We start from the raw sequence: 20,513 nt of genomic DNA on the forward strand, positions 1-20,513 counted from the left end.
ACAAATGAGTGGATTACAGCAATTATTTTACTTGCATGGTGTTGGCTACGACTATGTTAAGTACACCGGTGAGCATGTCATTTTTGATCAAAATACCCGTAGCCAAGCGTTACAGGCTTGCGGCATTGATACCAACGATGAGCAAATTATCGCTGAGTTAAATTATCAGCTAGACGTGGTTCAGTGGCAATCGGTAGTACCTGAAGTCAGCTTAGTTGATGCTCACTGTAGTACACTGAGCATCAAAGTACCTGCGCATAACAGAGTTACACACGGCGTCATATCAGTTCGAACTATCAACTACGAGCATAATTTTGATACTGCGCATTTAAAAGTTACCGGTGAATATTATTATGACAATATAACGTATTTGGAACTAGAGGTACCATTGCCACCGATGCCTATTGGCTATCATGATGCTGTTATTTCGTTACCTTGGGGTCAATATAATACTCAAATCTGGTCTACTCCAAATCAATGTTTCAATCCCATAGAAAAAAAGCAATTAGGGATATCAGTCCAACTGTATACGCTAAAAAGCGAGAGAAATTTGGGGATAGGGGACTTTTTAGACCTCGAAGCGTTAATTATTGCCAGTGCTAAATCAGGCTGCGACTTTGTCTTACTTAACCCTTTGCACTTATTGTTTCCAGATGAGCCAGATAGAGCCAGCCCATATAGCCCAAACCATAGGGGATTAATTAATCCACTTTATATTTCATTAGATAACTGCCGTTGGGCACATGACAGTGATGAATATAACGCACTGTTAGAAGCTGCGTCCAAGCTTTTAGAAACTCAAAAGCAAGAACAATACATTAATTATAGCTTGATTAGTGACGTTAAACATTCAGTTCTACAGGGACTATATAAAGGGTTTAAGTCTCATGCACCCGAGGATTTAAAAACACAATTCATTTGCTATCAATCTGAGCAAAGCACTTTGCTGACAGGTTTAAAGGGAGACGGCTTCGCTGTTTTTTGCCAATGGCTTGCCTCAAGACAACTGCAGAGGTGTCAAGAAGTTGCAAAGCGAAGTGGGATGTCGGTTGGGTTAATAAATGACTTAGCGGTAGGTTGTGCAGAAGATGGCATTGAATATATAGAAAATAGTCAATTATATGCTGGAAATGCAAATGTTGGCGCGCCACCGGACCCTTGGGCTGAAGGGGGACAAAATTGGGGGTTGCCCGCTTTAGATCCGGTGAAGATTAAACATAACCAGTTTAGTTTTTTTAAAACATTAGTGCGCAGTAATTTAAATTATGTAGGTGGACTGCGCATCGATCACGTAATGGCATTGCGCCGGCTTTGGTGGTGTTTACAAGTAGAGCAGGAACAAAGTGGTTGTTATGTTTACTACCCCTTTGAACATTTAATGGCGATATTGAAAATCGAGTCAAATATTGCTCAGAGCATGATCATTGGAGAAGACCTCGGGGTTGTGCCGCCAGAGGTGGTTACTTCAATGAAAGAAGCGTCATTATTTGGAAATATTCTTTTCTATTTTGAAAAAGACCATCATGGAAACTTTGTACCACGTGATTGTTTGCGTGAAGATACGATTTTGATGGTTGCTAATCATGATGTTCCTCCATTTAAGGGCTGGTGGTACGGTGATGATTTGCAACTTAAGTATACTTACAATTTGATCACAGAGCGTGAACTCGGTACTGAGCAACAGAAGCGAAGTGTTGAGCGGCAACGATTGTTAACCTGGCTATCAGAACATGGCAAAAATGGTCTGACGCAAAGTAGTGAGTCGGATGCGATTTATCAGGCGTTACTGATTGTATTAGCAAGTTCACCATCTAAACTCCTTTGCCTTCAACTCGATGATTTAGATTTTCAATCATTACCAGTAAATATACCAGGCACAGATAAAGAGTACCCTAATTGGCGAAGACGTTTGACGCATTCAATTGACGATATTTTTGCGGAACACGCCCATTTCATTAAAAATTTAACGGATATTAGGACAGGTCATGAATAGCATATTAAAACCAACCAATAAGATACATGACTATTCAGCGCAGCTGGCAGCACTCCAAGCAGGGGTATTTGGTGACCCATTCTCGTTTTTAGGAGCGCATAAAGTCAGTGATACAGAGTACGAAGTACGTGTTTATTTGCCGAGTGCGAAACACGTTTCGTTAGTAGGAAAAAACCATAAATCCGTATTTAAACGTTATGTGAACAGTGATTTATTTTTAATAAGAGTGAATAAAGATGATCTGCCAATTCCGTATAAGCTAGATGTGGCATATGCAGACCAAACAGTTTTAAAAGACGATGTCTATCGTTTCGGTAGCAACTTAAGTGACAGTGTATTGTACTTATTTAATGAGGGGACACTGGAGCATGCATATCGCCATCTTGGCGCCCATTTTGTTTCTCATGAAAATGTAAGTGGTGTACGGTTTGCTGTGTGGGCTCCGAATGCACAAAGTGTTTCGGTCATTGGCGAGTTTAATTGTTGGCAGCGAACAGAGCATTTCATGCGTAAGCATCCAGCCAGTGGTATTTGGGAATTGTTTATACCAGCACTGAACGCAGGGCAAATATACAAGTATTCCGTTGTTGACAGTTACGGGAATGTGAAAGATAGAGCGGACCCTTTTGCTTTTAAGATGCAACAAGCGCCAGGTACCGCCTCTGTGATACAGCCTTTGACCGTAAGAAAAAAACCTTCATCTAAGCAGTTAAACAACAGAGCTAAACGCAATGAAGTTGACGCCCCTATTAGCATTTATGAAGTGCAGCTTGGTTCATGGAAACGCCGCGCTGAAGAGGGTAACCGCTTTTTAACCTATCGCGAATTAGCGGATGATTTGCTTCCTTATGTAAAGGACTTAGGCTTTACACATCTGCAGTTAATGCCTGTGAGTGAATACCCTTTCGATGGGTCATGGGGCTATCAACCAGTTGGGTTATTCTCGCCGACAAGCCGTTTTGGGAGTTACGATGATTTCATTTACTTTGTTGAACGGTGTGAAGATGAAAACTTAGGGCTTTTAATCGACTGGGTGCCAGGGCACTTTCCTTCAGATCCACACGGTTTACATAAATTTGATGGCACACATTTATACGAGCATGCTGACGTTAGGCAAGGTTTCCACCCAGACTGGAATACCTATATTTATAATTACGATCGACCAGAAGTAAAGAGCTTCCTGCTTGCAAATGCGATGTATTGGCTTAGCGAGTTTAACCTCGATGGGTTACGGGTGGATGCTGTCGCATCAATGCTTTACTTAGACTACAGTCGTAATGATGGTGAATGGATTGCAAATAAACATGGCGGACGTGAAAATCTAGGCGCAATTGCATGTATTCAAGACGTAAATAGTCGATGTTATGGACACAACCCAAATATTATGATGGTTGCAGAAGAGTCAACAGCATGGCCAGGCGTCACTAATAGTGTTAACAATAACGGGTTAGGCTTCGGGTTCAAGTGGAATATGGGGTGGATGAATGACAGTTTAAATTATGTCAGTCGCGACCCCATTCATCGCCGTTATCATCATCATGAAATGACATTCTCTATGGCGTACGCTTATTCTGAAAACTATATCTTGCCACTTAGTCATGATGAAGTCGTTCATGGCAAAGGGGCATTGTTGAGTAAAATGCCCGGAGATGATTGGCAACAGTTTGCAACATTGAGAGCGTATTACGGTTTTATGTATGCACATCCGGGTAAAAAGCTGTTGTTTATGGGGAGTGAATTGGCACCTCGGTCAGAATGGGATCACAATCAAGGCTTAGATTGGCAATTACTTGATTCAGCAGCTCATTCGGGAATACAAGCAACGGTCAAATTATTAAATCACGTCTATAAAAAAGAATGCGCATTGCATGAATGCGATAACTCACCAGCGGGCTTTCAGTGGATTGATGGTGATAATGCGGAGCAAAGTATTTTTAGTTTTGCCAGGTATGGTCATTCTAAGGATGATCTTATTGTGGTCATTAGTCACTTTACCCCACAAGTGTTTCATCAGTACAAAATTGGCGTACCGCTGCGTGGCGTGTATGAAGTTATCTTAAACACAGATGATGAAAACCTACATGGCTCTGGTGTGAAGGCCGTTGCAGCAAAACAGCAATTGATTGAATCAACGTCAACCGCTGCGCATGGCTTCGACAATAGTATTGTGCTTACAATTCCTCCTTTAGCCACAGTGTACTTAAAGCGAATTACGGGTTAACCAATGTTAAATTCATGTCGTGGCAACTGTGTACGTTTTGGTAGTGTAGTAAAAGAGTCTGGCGTAAATTTTGCGGTGTTTGCGCCGTATGCTACTCAAGTTTATTTGTGTCTTTTTGATACAAGTGGTCACTCGCAAATTGCAATGATCGAGATGTATTTGCATGAGGGAGGCGGCTGGAGCGTATTTGTTGAGCCATTGAGAGAAAATACCCTCTATGGATATCGAGTGGATGGTGATTATGACCCGAATACAGGGAGATTATTTAACGTACATAAATTACTGATGGACCCATATAGTAAAGACTTCTTTGGGGAATTTATGTGGAGTGAACGGCATTTCTGTCATATGCCAGTAGGGACATTGAGTACTTTGGATAACGCCATTGATATGCCTAAATCTAAAGTGAGCAATATATCTAAGTATGTGGAAGAGCGACCAAATCATGCATGGTCAAAAACGGTTATTTATGAGTGTCATGTTAAAGGCGCAACCTTTAAGCACCCTGAAGTTAACCCTGCATTTCGAGGTAAATTTTTAGGACTCTCAGACCCAGCATTTATACGTCATATCAAACGTCTAGGGATAACAACGCTAGAGTTATTGCCTGTACATGCATTTGTGAGTGAGCAATTTCTTATCACAAAAGGGCTGCGGAACTACTGGGGCTATAATACGCTAAGTTATTTCACACCTCATAAGTCTTACTTGGTAGACAATGATATAACTGAGTTCCAACGTATGATGGCGACCTTACATGAGGTTGGAATTGAAGTCATCTTAGATGTGGTTTTCAACCATACTGCAGAAGCTGGAATTGATGGTCCGACTTTGTCATTAAAGGGGTTAAATAATCTTGGGTACTATCGACATGTATTAGGGGAGCCCAGTGTATATATTAATGACACTGGGTGCGGAAATACTCTCAACATTGACGATCCACAAACATTACGATTGGTTTTAGATAGTTTGCGATATTGGGTCGAAGTAATGGGCGTCGATGGGTTTAGATTTGACTTAGCCACCATTTTAGCACGCACAGAACATGGTTTTAATGCACGACATGCATTTATGCATGCGGTGTTACAAGACCCAGTTTTGAGTAGTGCAAAGCTCATTGCTGAGCCTTGGGATATTGGTCCTGGAGGGTATCAGTTAGGGGCTTTTTTGCCACCATGGCGAGAGTGGAATGATAAATATAGGGATACTGTTAGGCGTTTTTGGCGCCAAGACGAAGGTGTGTTGCCTGAATTAGCTAAGCGTGTACATGGCTCAAATGACATATTTGAACACAATCGGCGGGGTCCTTTAAACTCAATAAACTTTGTAACGAGTCATGATGGATACACGTTAGCGGATTGGGTGAGTTACGAAAATAAGCATAACCTCGCTAATGGCGAAGTGAATCGAGATGGACATAGTGAGAATTATTCGTTCAATTGCGGTGCTGAGGGATTTTCTACCGATATGAAAATAAGTAGCTTAAGGATAAAAATGCAAAAAAATGCATTGGCCACGCTACTTTTATCTAAAGGGGTGCCAATGCTTGCAGCTGGTACTGAGTTTTCTCATTCTCAAGGCGGTAATAACAATGCTTATTGCCAAGATAATCGAACGAACTGGTTAGCGTGGAAATCATCTCAGCTGGATCATGAATTGACGTTCTTTATTCAAGATTTATTGGCGATTAGAAAACAGTTTAGTGTTTTTCAACATCCTTTCTATGTTCACTCTGATGATAGTCGATTCTCGGTAAGTTGGCTTGATGAAAATGGCGAACAAATGAAAGAGTCTGATTGGCATAGCGAAGGGCGAAAGTGGCTTTTATATTCAATTCAAGATCGTCAACTAGAGGAGGCATTGTTTATTGTATTTAATGCGCATGATGCTTGTTTAGACGCAAGATTACCCAGCGCACCGTTTTCAAAACATTGGCAACTTGCATTAAGTAGTTGTGATTCAGCCAAATATGATAATGCACAAAGTATGTGCACAATCTCAGCCCAATCCAGTTGGGTATTTACATCGCTAAAAGAGGGAAACATACATGGCTAATAAAGGCACAAATGTATGCGTCGTAAAACACTGGCAAGATGCACCTAAGCTAGATGAAAGTACATTGAACGATGATTTAACACGTCATTTTTATTATACCTTAGGCCGCGACCGAGTGGGTGAGTCACAACTGTATCTCTACCATGCTTTGGCATTGACAATTAAAGACCGCATGGTTGCTCGATGTAGGGCAACAAATTTGCATCTAACGTCAAAAAAAACACGTAAAGCAGCGTACTTATCTCTTGAATTCTTAATGGGGAGAGCGCTGGGTAATGCGGTACTTAATTTAGATCTACAGGAGTCCACGGCGCTTGCACTTAAGCAATATTGCAGCGAGCTAGAAACTGTTGCTGAGGCTGAGCATGATGCCGGGCTTGGTAATGGCGGGTTAGGTCGCTTAGCAGCCTGTTTTTTAGATAGTTGCGCGAGTCTTGCGTTACCCGTAATAGGATATGGGATTCGATATGAGTATGGCATGTTTAACCAAAGTATTGAAAAGGGGCATCAGATTGAACAGCCTGATAATTGGTTAAGAGAGGGCCACCCTTGGGAGTTGAGTGCGCCTGATCAAGCTTGTAGAGTTAAGTTTTTTGGTCGAGTTGACAGTTATAAGAGTAAGCAAGGGCGAAATGTTCGTTGCTGGGTAGACACTCAAGATGTACTCGCAGTGCCGTACGATGTCCCTATCCCTGGTTATAAAAATGGGGTTGTTAACACATTACGGTTATGGAAATCGGAAGCGACAGATGAATTTGACTTAAATGAGTTTAATGCGGGTAGTTATTCTGAAGCTGTGGCCCGTAAAAATATGGCTGAACAGATCACCATGGTTTTGTATCCTAATGACAGCAGTGAGAACGGCAAAGAATTACGTTTACGTCAGCAGTACTTTTTATCAAGTGCGAGTTTACAAGACATACTTAATAAATGGGTAGGCCAGTTTGGTGCGGAGTTTTCAGATTTCGCGAAATACCATGTGTTTCAATTAAACGATACGCATCCGAGTATTGCTGTTGCCGAGTTGATGCGTTTATTGGTTGATGAATATGATATTGACTGGGATAAAGCTTGGTCCATTACTACAAGTACCATGGCATATACTAACCATACGCTATTACCAGAAGCGTTAGAACGTTGGTCAGTGCCTTTATTTAGCAAATTATTACCTAGATTACTTGAAATTATTTACGAAATTAATGCTAGGTTTTTAGCTGAGGTCGCATTGCAGTGGCCTGGCGATATAGATAAGCAAAGAGAGCTATCTTTAATCGAAGAAGGGGATGTGCCGCAGGTTCGTATGGCGTATTTAGCAATTGTTGGAAGTTACTCGGTAAATGGGGTCGCTGCACTCCATACGCAATTGCTCAAGGCTGGCTTATTTAAAACATTTTATGAATTATGGCCTGATAAATTTAATAATAAAACAAATGGCGTCACGCCGAGGCGTTGGTTGGCTCATTGTAACCCAGCTTTAAGTGAGTTAATCACGAGTAAAATAGGCGATGAATGGGTTGCTGATTTTAGTCAAATTGAGAAAGTGAGACGTTACTACGATGACAAAACCTTTCATAAGCAATGGCAACAAGTTAAGTATCAAAATAAGGAAAGGCTAAGTGCTTTAGTACAAGCGCGCTGTGGTGTTGAGTTTGATCCGACGATGATGTTTGATGTTCAAGTTAAGCGCATACATGAATATAAGCGGCAACTTCTCAATGTATTACATGTGATCCACTTATATGACCGAATTTGTAGAGGCGATGTAGAAGGCTTTACGCCACGCTGTGTATTAATTGGTGGGAAAGCTGCGCCTGGGTATTACATGGCGAAGAAAGTTATTAAGCTCATTAACAATGTGGCTGATGTTGTTAATCAGGATAAGCGTGCAGCTGGACTGTTACGAGTGGCATTTATCCCCAACTATAACGTTACCGCAATGGAAACAATTTGTGCGGCAACGGATTTATCAGAGCAAATATCAACTGCGGGCAAAGAAGCTTCAGGCACAGGTAACATGAAGTTCATGATGAATGGCGCGATAACAATAGGCACCTTAGATGGGGCAAATATTGAAATTAGAGAGCAAGTTGGTGCAGATAACTTTTTCTTATTTGGAGCACACGCAGCACACACTGACCAGATCCGCAGTAATTATGACCCCATTTCAATTATTGCCGAAGATGAAAACTTAAAACGAGTCATTGCATTACTTGAAAGTGGTCATTTTAACTTGTTTGAACCACATATATTTGACGATGTGATAAATGCCATTAAATGTTCTACCGATCCTTGGCTTGTCGCACATGACTTTGCAAGTTACGTAGATGCACAAAACCTCGCATCTAAAACGTATCAAGATAGTAAAACGTGGACACGAATTAGTATTTTAAATACGGCGGCCAGTGGAAACTTTTCTAGTGACCGAACAATTTCACAATATAGTAATGAAATTTGGCGACTTGAGCCAATGCAATAGCCCTGCAAGGATATATGGAGAAGATGAATGCCTAGTTACGCAAACCGCTACATAAGTAGTTTAACAAGAGAGACATACGCCCTTATTTTGGCTGGTGGCCGAGGTTCACGTTTGCATGAGCTGACAAATTGGCGCGCTAAACCAGCGGTTTATTTTGGTGGTAAGCACAGAATTATTGATTTCCCTCTGTCAAATTGTATCAACTCAGGGATCCGTAGAGTGGGTATTGCAACTCAATACAAGTCGCACTCTTTGATACGTCATGTGAATAGAGCCTGGGGCCACTTCAAAAAAGAATTGGGAGAGTCTGTTGAGATATTGCCTGCATCACAGCGATATGGAGATGAGTGGTACTGCGGCACAGCGGACGCCGTATTTCAAAATATGGATATTATTCGTCATGAGCTACCGAAGTATGTGATGATCTTATCAGGCGACCATGTTTATAGAATGGATTATGGTGCGCTGTTAGCTAAGCATGTTGAAACCGGTGCAGATATGACGGTGTGTTGTATTGAAGTTGAATGTGAAGAAGCTGCCAATACGTTCGGTGTTATGACAGTGGACAAAGATAAGCGTGTTAGAAGGTTCGATGAAAAACCTGCTGAGCCATCATCGATACCGGGCAAAGAGGGTATATGTTTAGCTTCAATGGGGAACTATGTATTCAATACGGAATTTTTATTTGAGCAATTAAAGCAAGATGCTGAAAGAGAAGGTTCTGGTCGCGACTTTGGGCATGATATTATTCCCGCTATTATTGAAGAACATAATGTTTTTGCATTTCCGTTTAGAGATCCTAGTCATGAAGGACAACCCTATTGGCGTGATGTGGGTACTATAGATTCATTTTGGGAAGCCAATATGGAGTTGGTGTCACCAGAGCCTCAATTAGACTTGTATGATCCGACATGGCCAATTTGGACTTACCAAGAGCAATTGCCACCGGCGAAATTTATATTCGATGATGAAGAACGCAGAGGTATGGCTGTAGACTCGACGGTATCTGGTGGTTGTATTATTTCAGGGTCAGTGGTTAGGAAATCGTTGTTGTTCTCTAATGTTCACGTGCATTCATTTTGCGAAATTGAAGGTGCAGTGCTATTACCTGGCGCGATAGTTGAGAGACATTGTAAAATTCGTAATGCTATTGTAGACCGAGGGTGTCATCTACCTGAAGGGTTAGTATTAGGTTTTGATGCGGACGAAGATCGCAAAAATGGCTTCCGTGTGTCTAATAAAGGTATAGTATTGGTAACACGAGAAATGCTAGTGGCGTATAGTCAGCGTAAAGAACAAGAAGCGTCCAAGCTTAAAACAGCGTAGTAAGGCGAAATATGCGGGTATTAATGGTTGCAGCGGAGAATGACCGCTTACCAAAATGTAAAGTGGGAGGGGTAGCCGATGTTATTCGAGATATCCCTTACGCATTAGCAAAGCACGAAGTTGAAGCACTAGTAGTTGTGCCTGATTATGGTCAAAATGATCTAAATAGAACTTTTGTAGGTGATATCGCAGTACCATTTAGGCAACACTTGGAAACTGCGACTTTATGGGAAGTCGAGCGAGGCGAGGGGGTGATACAATATGTTATTTCCCACTCCCTCTTTAGTGCGCATGGTGGATCAATTTATTGTAACGATGATGAGCAACGTCCATTTGCAACTGATGCGAGCAAGTTTGCTTTTTTTAGCGCTGCCGTAAGTGAAGCGATAGAGCATGGTCTATTCCAGAAACTCGATGTATTACATCTACATGATTGGCACGCAGCATGTGTTGCAGTCTTGAAAGAGTTTAGCCCTCGTTTTGTTCGATTGAAGACACTAAGAACTATTTATACGGTGCATAATTTGGCATTACAGGGGATCAGGCCGTTTAAGCATGATGAATCGAGCCTAGAGGCTTGGTTTCCTACATTAAGTTATGATGGACAAATGCTGTGCGATCATCAGTACCCTCATTGCTTTAATCCAATGCGCAGTGCAATCACATTGTGCGATAAAGTGCATGTTGTTTCACCGAATTATAGTAGTGAAGTATTGCGTAGTAGTGAACCTGACAGAGGTTTCTTTGGTGGGGAGGGTCTAGAGCATGATATGCAGATAGCCAATCGCTATGGGAAGTTAGTCGGGATCTTAAATGGATGTGAATACCCTCATAAGCAAGAGTCAAAAGGCGATCAAACGATGTTTCTCAATGCGAGTGAAGCACTTTTGTTTGAGTGGATGGCAAGTTCGCCGCAACTGTCTTCTAGCCACTATCTTGCGCATCAGCGCATCAAGCAGTGGCGAGACGCTCAAGAGCAAGGGCCTGTTGTCACGAGTGTCGGGCGACTGACAGATCAAAAAGCATTACTTTTGAGGCAGGAGGTAAACACTGGAGTTTTATTGGATGAACTCTCAAGTATCGCTGCTAAAATAGGGGGACGAATCATAATTTTGGGCTCTGGCGATACTAATTTAGAGTTTACTTTTACTCAAGTGATGGCTCGAAACGAAAATGTACTGTTTCTAAATGGATATGGGCAGCATTTAGGAGATATGCTTTATGAACTCGGAGATTTGTTTTTGATGCCAAGCTCGTTTGAGCCATGTGGCATTAGCCAAATGCTGGCAATGCGGGCAGGACAACCCTGTTTGGTGCACAAAGTGGGTGGTCTCAGCGATACAGTCGTTCATTTTGAAAGTGGTTTTGTATTTGAAGGAGAAGACTTGGGTAAACAGCAAAGTGCATTAATTAGTACGTTTACTTCAACACTGGCAATGTATGATGAGGATAATGAAAAATACAACCAAATACGCGAGTGTGCACGAACACAGCGTTTTGAATGGCATAATGTAGCGAAAGATTATATTAATTTACTTTATTCCACTACGTAAAACTCAGTAAGTATATCTTTAAAAAGCAGGCCTATGGCCTGCTTTTTGTCATTTGACTGCTATATTTATGCGAGGGTGATTTTAGTAATCTCTTTGTTCTATATGATTTTTAATCATTTATGGTTAAAATAAGTGTATCATTGCAAACCAAAGTACTATCTTCTGGGTAGTGATCAGCAAGGAGCCACCATTTGAAGGTATTTGTAGCTAGGCAAGCTATTTTTAATCGAAAAAAACAGGTTGTTGCATACGAGCTGTTATTTAGAGATGGGACGAGTAATAGCTTTCCTAATGTGAGTGATGATGCTGCAACCGCAAAATTGATCATGGATAACCAACTTAATCTTGGAACGCGTTATCTTACATCAGGTAAAAAAGCGCTCATTAATATAGGTCCAGATTCTTTAACGCAGGAGTTGGCACAATTTTTACCTGCGCACGATGTTATCCTGGAGCTGCTAGAAACGATAGAACCAACAGCTGAAAATTACGAATTAGTAAGAACGCTTTTCCACAATGACTACCGTTTGGCGCTTGATGACTTCGAGTACACCAAAGATTGGGAACCTTTTCTTAAACTGGTAAGACTCGTTAAGTTTGATATTATGCAAAGCCCTTTATCTAGCATTGAACCTTTGGTTAATAACTTTAAACGTCGAAAGAATATGAAGTTACTGGCGGAAAAGGTTGAAACGGAAGAGGAGTTTAAGCAAGCATATGCTATGGGATTTCATTTTTTTCAAGGATACTTTTTCGCAAAACCGAAAGTCATAGAACAGAATGACATTGAAATTAACTATGCTGTTGCAATGCTAATTTATGCAGAGGTGCTTAAACCTCATATGAATATGGTACGAGTGGCCGAATTATTTGCACAAGATACAGCGTTAGCATACAAATTACTTCGTTTATTAAACTCAGGGGTGTTTCCTATAAAAAACAAAATAGAGTCTCTTAAACAAGCATTAGTGTATCTAGGTAATGAACGAACGAAGAAGTTTGTGGGGCTGATTATGACTGCACATATCGCAGAAGGTAAGCCAACAGAGCTAACTCGGCTGAGTATTGTTAGATCGCGCTTTTGTGAGTTAATCGCGAGAAAATTAAGTCCTAATATGGCGGGTATGAGTTTTTTAACTGGCTTATTTTCGTTACTCGATGCGATATTGGATAAGCCAATGACGCAAGTAATTAATCGTTTACCGTTTCCCGAGGCGCTTAGGGATGCGCTAATCGGTGAGCCTAATATTCTTTATTACATACTGAATGTCGTTAAAGCGTATGAGTCTGGAAGTTGGTGGCATTTACAAGAGGCGTGTACCTTACTTAACTTGGAAGATACTTGCTTACCAGATTTTCACGCTGCAGCGATTAGTTGGGCTGATATGTATAAAGATAGAGTGTGAGCATGGAGCGTATTGCAACACTAGATATAAACCGAGGAATTGCAGTACTTGGGTTATTATTTTTGAATATTTACTACTTCTCTATGTTTGAAGTGGGCTATGTTAATCTACCTGTAGTGCCTTTATCAGATTCTGTTATTGATTGGATTAATGCATTGCTACTTGACGGCCGATTTCGAAGTTTGTTTTGCTTATTATTTGGCGCTGCCTTGTGTTTGCAAATGGATAAAAATGGCAGTGATCAGCAAGTTAAAGACCGGCTCTTTTGGATCGTGACAATAGGCCTACTCCACGGTTATATTCTTTGGCCTGGTGACATTTTGGTCAGTTATGGTTTGGCTGGGTTTATCGCATTAAAGTATATAGATGCAGGGCCATCTCGGCTAATTAGACATGGCTGTGGTTTTGGCTTGTTTGGTGTTTCAATGATGCTTGTATTGGGATCTATAGATGTGGCAGATCCCATTATTAGAGGGAGTAGCGAGTTTTATGAAATAGTAGATAATTTGCCAAGAGATGTAGTATCACATTTTGGACATAATGGTGTGTATTATTCAATTATGTTGCTTATCATGCCGCTGATCACACTTTGGTATAGTGCAGGCTTGATGATTGCGGGAATTTACTGTTATAAACAGGGGATTTTTAAACATGGCTTATCAAATAACGCAAAGCCATTAGTTATTACCGCAACAGCTTTGCTGTCCGTAGGTACGATTTATCTTAAGGTTCTGGACATTAACTCTTTGTCGGTGTTAGTAGATAGTCTTATTTGGGTCAACGCGTTTGCGGGGGCTTTATTAATTATTCACTGTGTGGTGAAAATGAGCCGTAAGGGGTTTCAGTTTTCTTGGCTTCAAGCGGTGGGACGCATGGCTTTGACACTTTATATATTTCAATCAGTACTGATGGTGTCATTCTTCTATTGGGTTATGCCTAACGGATATGAACAATACAATCGTATGGAATACATGGCTATCGCTCTACTTTTGTCTCTTTTTCAATTGCTTATTGCGCCGCTTTACTTTCGCTTTTTCAAACAAGGACCACTAGAGTATCTATTGAAGAGGCTGTGTTTGCGCAGTAAGGAGGCAGATTATGTTTAGGGTTAGATTATCACTGTGGTTAATTGGTGTGTTGATGCTACCTCTAGAAGGGGCTGCTAAAAGTGAGTTTTCGGTATTGTTCGTTAACCCATCGGTCGCTGGAGAGCCATTTTGGCATAAAGTTCAAACGATTACTGAGCAGGCTGCCGCACAACTTAATGTTAAAATTGATACGATTTACGGAGAAGGGAATCGCCATATTCAATTGGCGGAATTGAAAAAATATTTAAATTATCGTGCGACACCAGACTATGTCATTCTCATGAATTATCCTGGAGGTGCTGAGGCGACATTAGAGCTGTTAGATAAATATGGAATTAATTTTATTACATTAGAGCAGACAATTACTGGTCCTGAAAGGCATGCAATAGGAAACCCTCATGAACGTTATCCAACATGGCTCGGAGAGGTATTTCATGATAATTATGATGCGGGAAGTAGGCTTGCAGAAGCGCTCGTGCTTGATAGTGATATTCACATTAAAAAGATTAAAGCTATCGTAATTAATGGTCATTATGGTTCTGAATCTGATGTGCGAAGTCAAGGCGCAATCGATTATTTTAATGAACAAGGCGTTAAGTTACACCAACAGGTTCATGCAAGTTGGTCCAAAGAGCAAGCGTATGATAAAACCAAGCGACTATTATCACGCTATCCAGATACTAATTTAATTTGGACTGCCTCAGACCTAATGGCAATGGGAGCTCTTACTGGGGTTAAGTCTTCGAAAATACCTCACAAAGTTGCCATAGGAGGTTTTGATTGGCTAGGTGATGCTATTGAGCTTGTAGATAATGGCGATATGAGCGCAACAATTGGTGGTCATTTTATGATGGGAGGATGGGCACTCGTTACTCTACGTGACCATTATCATAGCCACCCATTTTGGCAAAAAAACACCATGTTAAGTTTTAAACTGGGTGTAATTAGCCGCAAAAACTTAGACGACTTCAGATGGATAGTACATAGCCCAGACTGGTCATTGATTGATTACAAAGCAATGAGCTTGATTGGGACAAAAAAGTTGACGTATGACTTTAATTTAACTCAGTTACAGCGAAGTGCAGAAAAATAAGAAATTTAACAACGGTTAGTTTAGAATACGGTTTTTTCTTCAGGTAAGAGTAACAAGTGACGCAATTAACCCGCCTAAATAAATATATAAGCGAAACGGGATTCTGTTCTCGTCGAGAAGCTGACAAACTTATAGAGTCAGGCCGAGTTAGGGTCAATAATGCTCTACCTGAAATGGGCGTAAAGGTGAGTGATTCCGATACAATTACGGTAGACGGTAAGCCTCTAAAAGCGAAGCCTAAATGTGTATATATTGCGTACAATAAGCCTGTTGGGGTCACGTGCACGACAGAACGCAAAATTAGAAGTAATATTGTTAGCGCTATCGACTATCCTGAGCGTATTTTTCCAATCGGTCGATTAGACAGGCCTTCTGAGGGGCTCATTTTTCTGACGAACGAAGGTGATATCGTCAACAAAATATTGCGAGCGGGGAATAATCACGAAAAAGAATACGTGGTTACGGTTGATAGACCAATTAATAAACGGTTTATTGAACGAATGGCTGGTGGAATTCCAATTTTAGACACAGTCACCAAAAAGTGTCAGGTGAAACAAACGTCGAATAAAGAGTTTGTGATTGTGCTAACTCAAGGGTTGAATCGTCAGATCCGACGTATGTGCGAATATTTAGGCTATGAAGTTGAAACGTTAAAGCGTGTGCGTATTATGAACGTAAGAATGGAGGGTCTCAAATCGGGTCAGTGGCGTCATTTAACGCAAAAAGAAATGAATGAAATAAATAGCTCTATCGAATCGTCAGCTAAAACGGAAGAGGGCTCAATTGATCCAAATAAAAGGCCGGAAAGAAAGCCAAACGTTCACGATAAAGAGCAAGCTGATAGAAAAGGGGTTAATCGTGAAGAACATTCAAAGCCACAGCGAAATGACGTAAAAGCGCGGCATAAAGTTGAGAAAAGCGCGCCTAAACCTAAAAGAACGAATAATAAGGTGTCAACGACAAACAAGCCAGTTAAACGCAAAGGTGGCACACTATCACTGAAGAAATAATAAAAGGCCCAGAAGGGCCTTTTATTGGTTTATGGGAAGAACTAAGACGTACTCGCTTCGTGTTTAATGCCAAATAATAGACAATACATAACAGGCACAAATACGAGAGTTAATATTGTTGCAAAGCCAAGTCCAAACATAATTGTGACCGCCATAGACTTGAAGAACACATCAAATAATAGTGGGATCATCCCTAAAATGGTCGTAATTGCCGCCATGGAGACTGGTCGAACTCGACTGACACCAGAGTCAAATACGGCCATGTAAGGTGGCTTGCCTTCTTGCAATTCTAGGTTGATTTGATCAACAAGCACGATACCATTTTTAATTAACATACCAGATAAACTTAATAGCCCAAGCAGTGCCATAAAACTGAAGGGCGCGTTGAGTGAGACTAGCCCTGCTGTTACACCGATAACCGCAAGTGGCACAGTTGACCATATTACTAATGGCTTTTTAACCGAGTTAAACAGCAATACGGTGATCATGAACATCGCCAAGTATCCGATAGGTAATGAACCAAAAATAGCCGTTTTTGCTTTTGACGATGATTCAAATTCGCCGCCCCAGCTCATTTCATAGCCATTAGGGAGTTCAATTGCTTCAATGTCATTACGCACGCGGTTAAATAGTTTTGCAGGTGTTTCGTCACCAATAACATTATGATCTGCCATAACGGTAATCGTGCGTTTTCTATCCCGCCGCATGATCAGTGGGTCTTCCCAGAGCACATTAAAATCGTCGACGATTTGGGTTATCGGAATGTATACATTGAGTAACGGGCTAAAGATCTGTAAATCACTGAGGTTTTCTATATTTTTACGCTCTTCTTCGGGAGAGCGCGCGACGATGGGCAACAATTGTGTACCATCTCTATACAGGCCAACTTTATTACCAGACACACTGGTAAGCAGTAATTGATCAAGGTCTGATTTACTTATGCCTAATCGACGTGCTTTCTGCTCATTAAATTCAGGACGGATTACTTTGGTTCTTTGACGCCAATCGTCTCGAATATTAAACGCCTTAGGGTCTTTAGCGAGCATTATTTGAGCTTCTGCAGATAACCGACGAAGGATAACAGGATCAGGGCCTGAGAAGCGAGCTTCAATTTTTGCTTTGGTGGAAGGACCTATCTCCATACGTTTGATGTTTAACGTGCCAGTTAAGACATGCTGTTTTTCAAACTCTCTTAACTTCGCAATCATATTGGTGACCGCTTCACGGTTTTTAACACGGACAATGAGTTGTCCGTATGCGTCATATTGTTGCTCAGGAGAATACGTTAACATGAATCGTGGGGCGCCTTGCCCAATTGTTGAGGTAACTTCCAGCACTAAATCGTCATTTTGCAAAAATCGTTCTATTTTAGCAAGATTATCAGCTGTACTACGAATGTCAGCGCCTTGATAATGCCAATAGTCTACGTAAAACATAGGGGTGTTCGATGACGGAAAAAATGATTGTTTAACTGACTTAAATCCAAACAAAGACAGGCCGAGTAACGCAATCATGATCATAACTGTAGATAGCCTGTATTTCAAAGCGGTGCTCAGTAGAGCTTTATAAAGCGTGAATATCATGCCTTGATATGGGTCTTGCTGTTGTACTTCTTTACTTGCAATCGTCTCCTTAAAAAGTAAATCAGCAAAAAATGGCGTCAATGTAATCGCAGTAACCCAGCTTAACAATAATGAAATAAGTAGCACCCAAAATAAAGAGCCTGCAAATTCGCCACTGGCATCACTACTTAGACCAATAGGAGCGAAAGCGGTAATGCCAATAACCGTTGCGCCTAATAAAGGCCACTTTGTTTGCTCCACAATATTGATGGCTGCTTGTAGCTTAGTTTGACCACGTTTTAAATTGATCAAAATTCCTTCAGTGACAACAATGGCGTTATCGACCAGCATACCCAAAGCGATAATGAGTGCACCCAGAGAAATACGCTGTAGATCAATTGCAAATAGCTTCATAAAAATGAAAGTACCAAGGACTGTCAGAAGCAATACCGCACCAATTAATAAGCCACTTTTTACACCCATAAATAGTAATAAGACCACAATAACGATTGCCACGGCCTCGATAAGGCTGATTATAAATCCATCAACTGATTTTTGTACTTCATTAGGTTGGTGGTATACCACATTAATTTCGATGCCATGCGGTCGCTGATATTCTAGTGAAGCAAGGTGTGCCTCCATTGCTTGACCAATATCGACAACATTTACACCAGAGCTAAAAGAGACACCTACGAGTAGAGCTCGCTGTTCATTAAACCGTGTAATGTGCTGCGGAATTTCTGCATATTCACGACTCACGCTGGCAACATCACCTAAATATATAAGCTCTTTTGCGCCAGGTTTGGATATCAACAAATGTTCTAGTTCTGTAACATCTTGGAACTCTCCCGTTGGATGGAGGCGAATAGACTCGGCGCCAACTCTTATTTTTCCAGCATTTGAAACGCTGTTTTGCGCTTCTAAAAGTGAGAATATACGAGAAGGGGCAATACCGAGTTGAGACAACTTATGTGTCGCAATTTCTACAACTACTTGAGCTTGTTGTTCTCCTGCTACAGTGATTTTACTCACCCCTTTAACCAATACAAGTTCACGCTTTAGATAATCAACATAGTCTTTGAGTTCATCGTAGGAGTATCCATCTCCTGTAACCGCATACATAACCCCATATACATCTGCAAAATCATCAATAACTTTAGGTGTGTAAACACCTGGTGGTAGGCTAGGGATTAGATCATTAACTTTACGGCGCAGTTCATCCCAAATTTGTTTAAGGTCATTCTTACGGTAGGTGCTCTTCATCTCAACGGATATTTGTGATTTTCCTGCGGATGAAATCGACGTAACGTAATCAACATAGGGGAGCTGTTGTATGGCATTCTCAATTGGAAAAGTGACCTCTTCTTCAACTTGTTGTGGAGAAGCGCCTGGGTACATTGTCACTATCATGGCTTTTTTTAAGGTAAATTCTGGGTCTTCAAGTTGGCCCAAACCAAAATAGGAAATCGCGCCAGCCAAGAGTAGCAGCAATGCAAACATCCAACTTATTACTTTGTTTTCAATTGACCATTTAGCTAAGCTCATTGTTATAGCCCTCGTTCTTTAGCCCAAGGTCGTACTCTTAAACCTTGTTTTAAATGGTGTACACCCGCACCGACGACAATATCTGTGTTTGAAAGGCCTGATAATATTTCTATACCTTGGTCATACATATCACCCACAGTGACCGGATGCATAGAAATCGTCTGAGTTTGTTCGTTGTACAACCATACATAGGCATTGTTAGCGAGTTGCTCTGTTTGCTTTGAAAAAACGGCTTCAACTGGAACAAACAGCTTTTTGGCAGGCAGCTTTGTTACTTTACTGTGATCTATATATACATGACCACTCATGCCAGCAAGCAAATTAAAGTCCTTAGGTATTGGTAGGGTAAATACGACTTTGTAACTTAACGTCGCTGGATCTGCCTGTGTATCCCACTCTTTAATGGTCAGCTGATATGATTTAGACGGATAGCCGTCAAAAACTACACTGGGGTGATAATCTAGATCTTTATTAACACGAGCCACCAACTTTTCTGGTACTTGTATGATCACATCCATCATGTCTCTGGTTTCTAGACGAAGGATGTTTTGCTTGGCGACCACACTTTCATAGTTTTTAACAAACACTTTAGCAATTGTGCCACTAAATGGTGCCCTCAACTCTGAGTTTTCAAGATTGGTTTTGGCAATTTTAAACGCAGACTCAGCGACTTGTTTGTTGGCAAGCGCTTGGTCAAATTCAGACTTGGTGGCGATTGATTTATCGAAGAGCGATTTTATCCGTGCTAGTTGTGAACGTGCCAATTCAAATTGTGCACTACGTTGCTCGTATTGTAACTGTAGATCCTCAGGGTCAAGTTTTGCAAGCAACTGGCCTTTATCAACATGCTGCCCAGCAAGAACTGGAAATGCAAGCAATTCACCATTGACTCTAAATGCAAGATAAGAGCCTTGGTTAGCAACCACCTCAGCAGGAAAGCTGCGAACTAACCCTTGCTGGGAATCAGTCACGGTCACTAATTTTACCGGTCTAATAACCTCGGCTTGTGAGTTCTGTTCTGTGGCATCTTGGCAGCCGAGCAATAAAAACAAGGCGATCGTAATAGCGGTGGACCTTAGCATGGTAAAACTCCATCTTAAATTCAGTGTATTAATAATTGTGGTGCACGATATAGAAAAGCACGATAAAATAAAAATTATATAATATTTGAATTTATATAAATAT

General features: G+C 41.0%; 12 protein-coding genes. 10 read left to right on the forward strand and 2 right to left on the reverse strand.

Annotated elements, in window-relative coordinates; genetic code table 11:
- Nucleotides 1-4: 4 nt before the first annotated feature.
- From malQ to rluF, 10 genes are all read left to right on the forward strand, one after another.
- On the forward strand, nt 5-1,993 hold the full coding sequence (gene malQ, locus PAUR_RS23445; RefSeq protein WP_192510129.1) for a 4-alpha-glucanotransferase: 1,989 nt from the start codon (nt 5-7) through the stop codon (nt 1,991-1,993).
- On the forward strand, nt 1,986-4,214 hold the full coding sequence (gene glgB / locus PAUR_RS23450; RefSeq protein WP_192510130.1) for a 1,4-alpha-glucan branching protein GlgB: 2,229 nt from the start codon (nt 1,986-1,988) through the stop codon (nt 4,212-4,214). Before malQ ends, glgB begins: the two co-directional genes overlap by 8 nt.
- A gap of 3 nt (nt 4,215-4,217) precedes the next feature.
- Complete coding sequence (glgX, locus tag PAUR_RS23455) at nt 4,218-6,269, forward strand: glycogen debranching protein GlgX (protein ID WP_192510131.1); 2,052 nt, start codon at nt 4,218-4,220, stop codon at nt 6,267-6,269.
- Nucleotides 6,262-8,745: a glycogen/starch/alpha-glucan phosphorylase gene (locus PAUR_RS23460; protein ID WP_192510132.1), complete on the forward strand. Its 2,484-nt coding sequence runs from the start codon at nt 6,262-6,264 to the stop codon at nt 8,743-8,745. The genes glgX and PAUR_RS23460 overlap by 8 nt, the downstream gene beginning before the upstream one ends.
- Before the next feature lie 27 nt (nt 8,746-8,772).
- Nucleotides 8,773-10,071, forward strand: coding sequence for a glucose-1-phosphate adenylyltransferase (glgC, locus tag PAUR_RS23465; protein WP_192510133.1), 1,299 nt, complete (start codon nt 8,773-8,775; stop codon nt 10,069-10,071).
- Between the two features lie 11 nt (nt 10,072-10,082).
- Nucleotides 10,083-11,624, forward strand: a complete 1,542-nt coding sequence (locus tag PAUR_RS23470) for a glycogen synthase (RefSeq protein ID WP_192510134.1) — start codon at nt 10,083-10,085, stop codon at nt 11,622-11,624.
- A 191-nt stretch (nt 11,625-11,815) separates the two neighbouring features.
- The gene (locus tag PAUR_RS23475; protein ID WP_192510135.1) at nt 11,816-13,030 is read left to right on the forward strand and encodes an EAL and HDOD domain-containing protein; all 1,215 of its coding nucleotides are present in this window, start codon (nt 11,816-11,818) and stop codon (nt 13,028-13,030) included.
- A gap of 2 nt (nt 13,031-13,032) precedes the next feature.
- Nucleotides 13,033-14,136, forward strand: a complete 1,104-nt coding sequence (locus tag PAUR_RS23480) for a DUF418 domain-containing protein (RefSeq protein WP_192510136.1) — start codon at nt 13,033-13,035, stop codon at nt 14,134-14,136.
- Nucleotides 14,129-15,211, forward strand: a complete 1,083-nt coding sequence (locus PAUR_RS23485; protein WP_225738561.1) for an ABC transporter substrate-binding protein — start codon at nt 14,129-14,131, stop codon at nt 15,209-15,211. The genes PAUR_RS23480 and PAUR_RS23485 overlap by 8 nt, the downstream gene beginning before the upstream one ends.
- A 56-nt stretch (nt 15,212-15,267) precedes the next feature.
- A complete protein-coding gene (gene rluF, locus PAUR_RS23490) occupies nt 15,268-16,221 on the forward strand; it encodes a 23S rRNA pseudouridine(2604) synthase RluF (RefSeq protein ID WP_192510137.1) in 954 nt (317 codons plus the stop codon).
- Between the two features lie 41 nt (nt 16,222-16,262).
- Here the strand turns inward: rluF and PAUR_RS23495 are convergent, their stop codons facing one another.
- A complete protein-coding gene (locus tag PAUR_RS23495; protein WP_192510138.1) occupies nt 16,263-19,328 on the reverse strand; it encodes an efflux RND transporter permease subunit in 3,066 nt (1,021 codons plus the stop codon).
- A 2-nt stretch (nt 19,329-19,330) separates the two neighbouring features.
- Complete coding sequence (locus tag PAUR_RS23500; RefSeq protein ID WP_192510139.1) at nt 19,331-20,410, reverse strand: efflux RND transporter periplasmic adaptor subunit; 1,080 nt, start codon at nt 20,408-20,410, stop codon at nt 19,331-19,333.
- Between the last annotated feature and the right edge of the window lie 103 nt (nt 20,411-20,513).

The sequence above is a fragment of the Pseudoalteromonas aurantia 208 genome (assembly GCF_014858725.1).
In the GTDB taxonomy this organism is placed as follows: domain Bacteria; phylum Pseudomonadota; class Gammaproteobacteria; order Enterobacterales; family Alteromonadaceae; genus Pseudoalteromonas; species Pseudoalteromonas aurantia.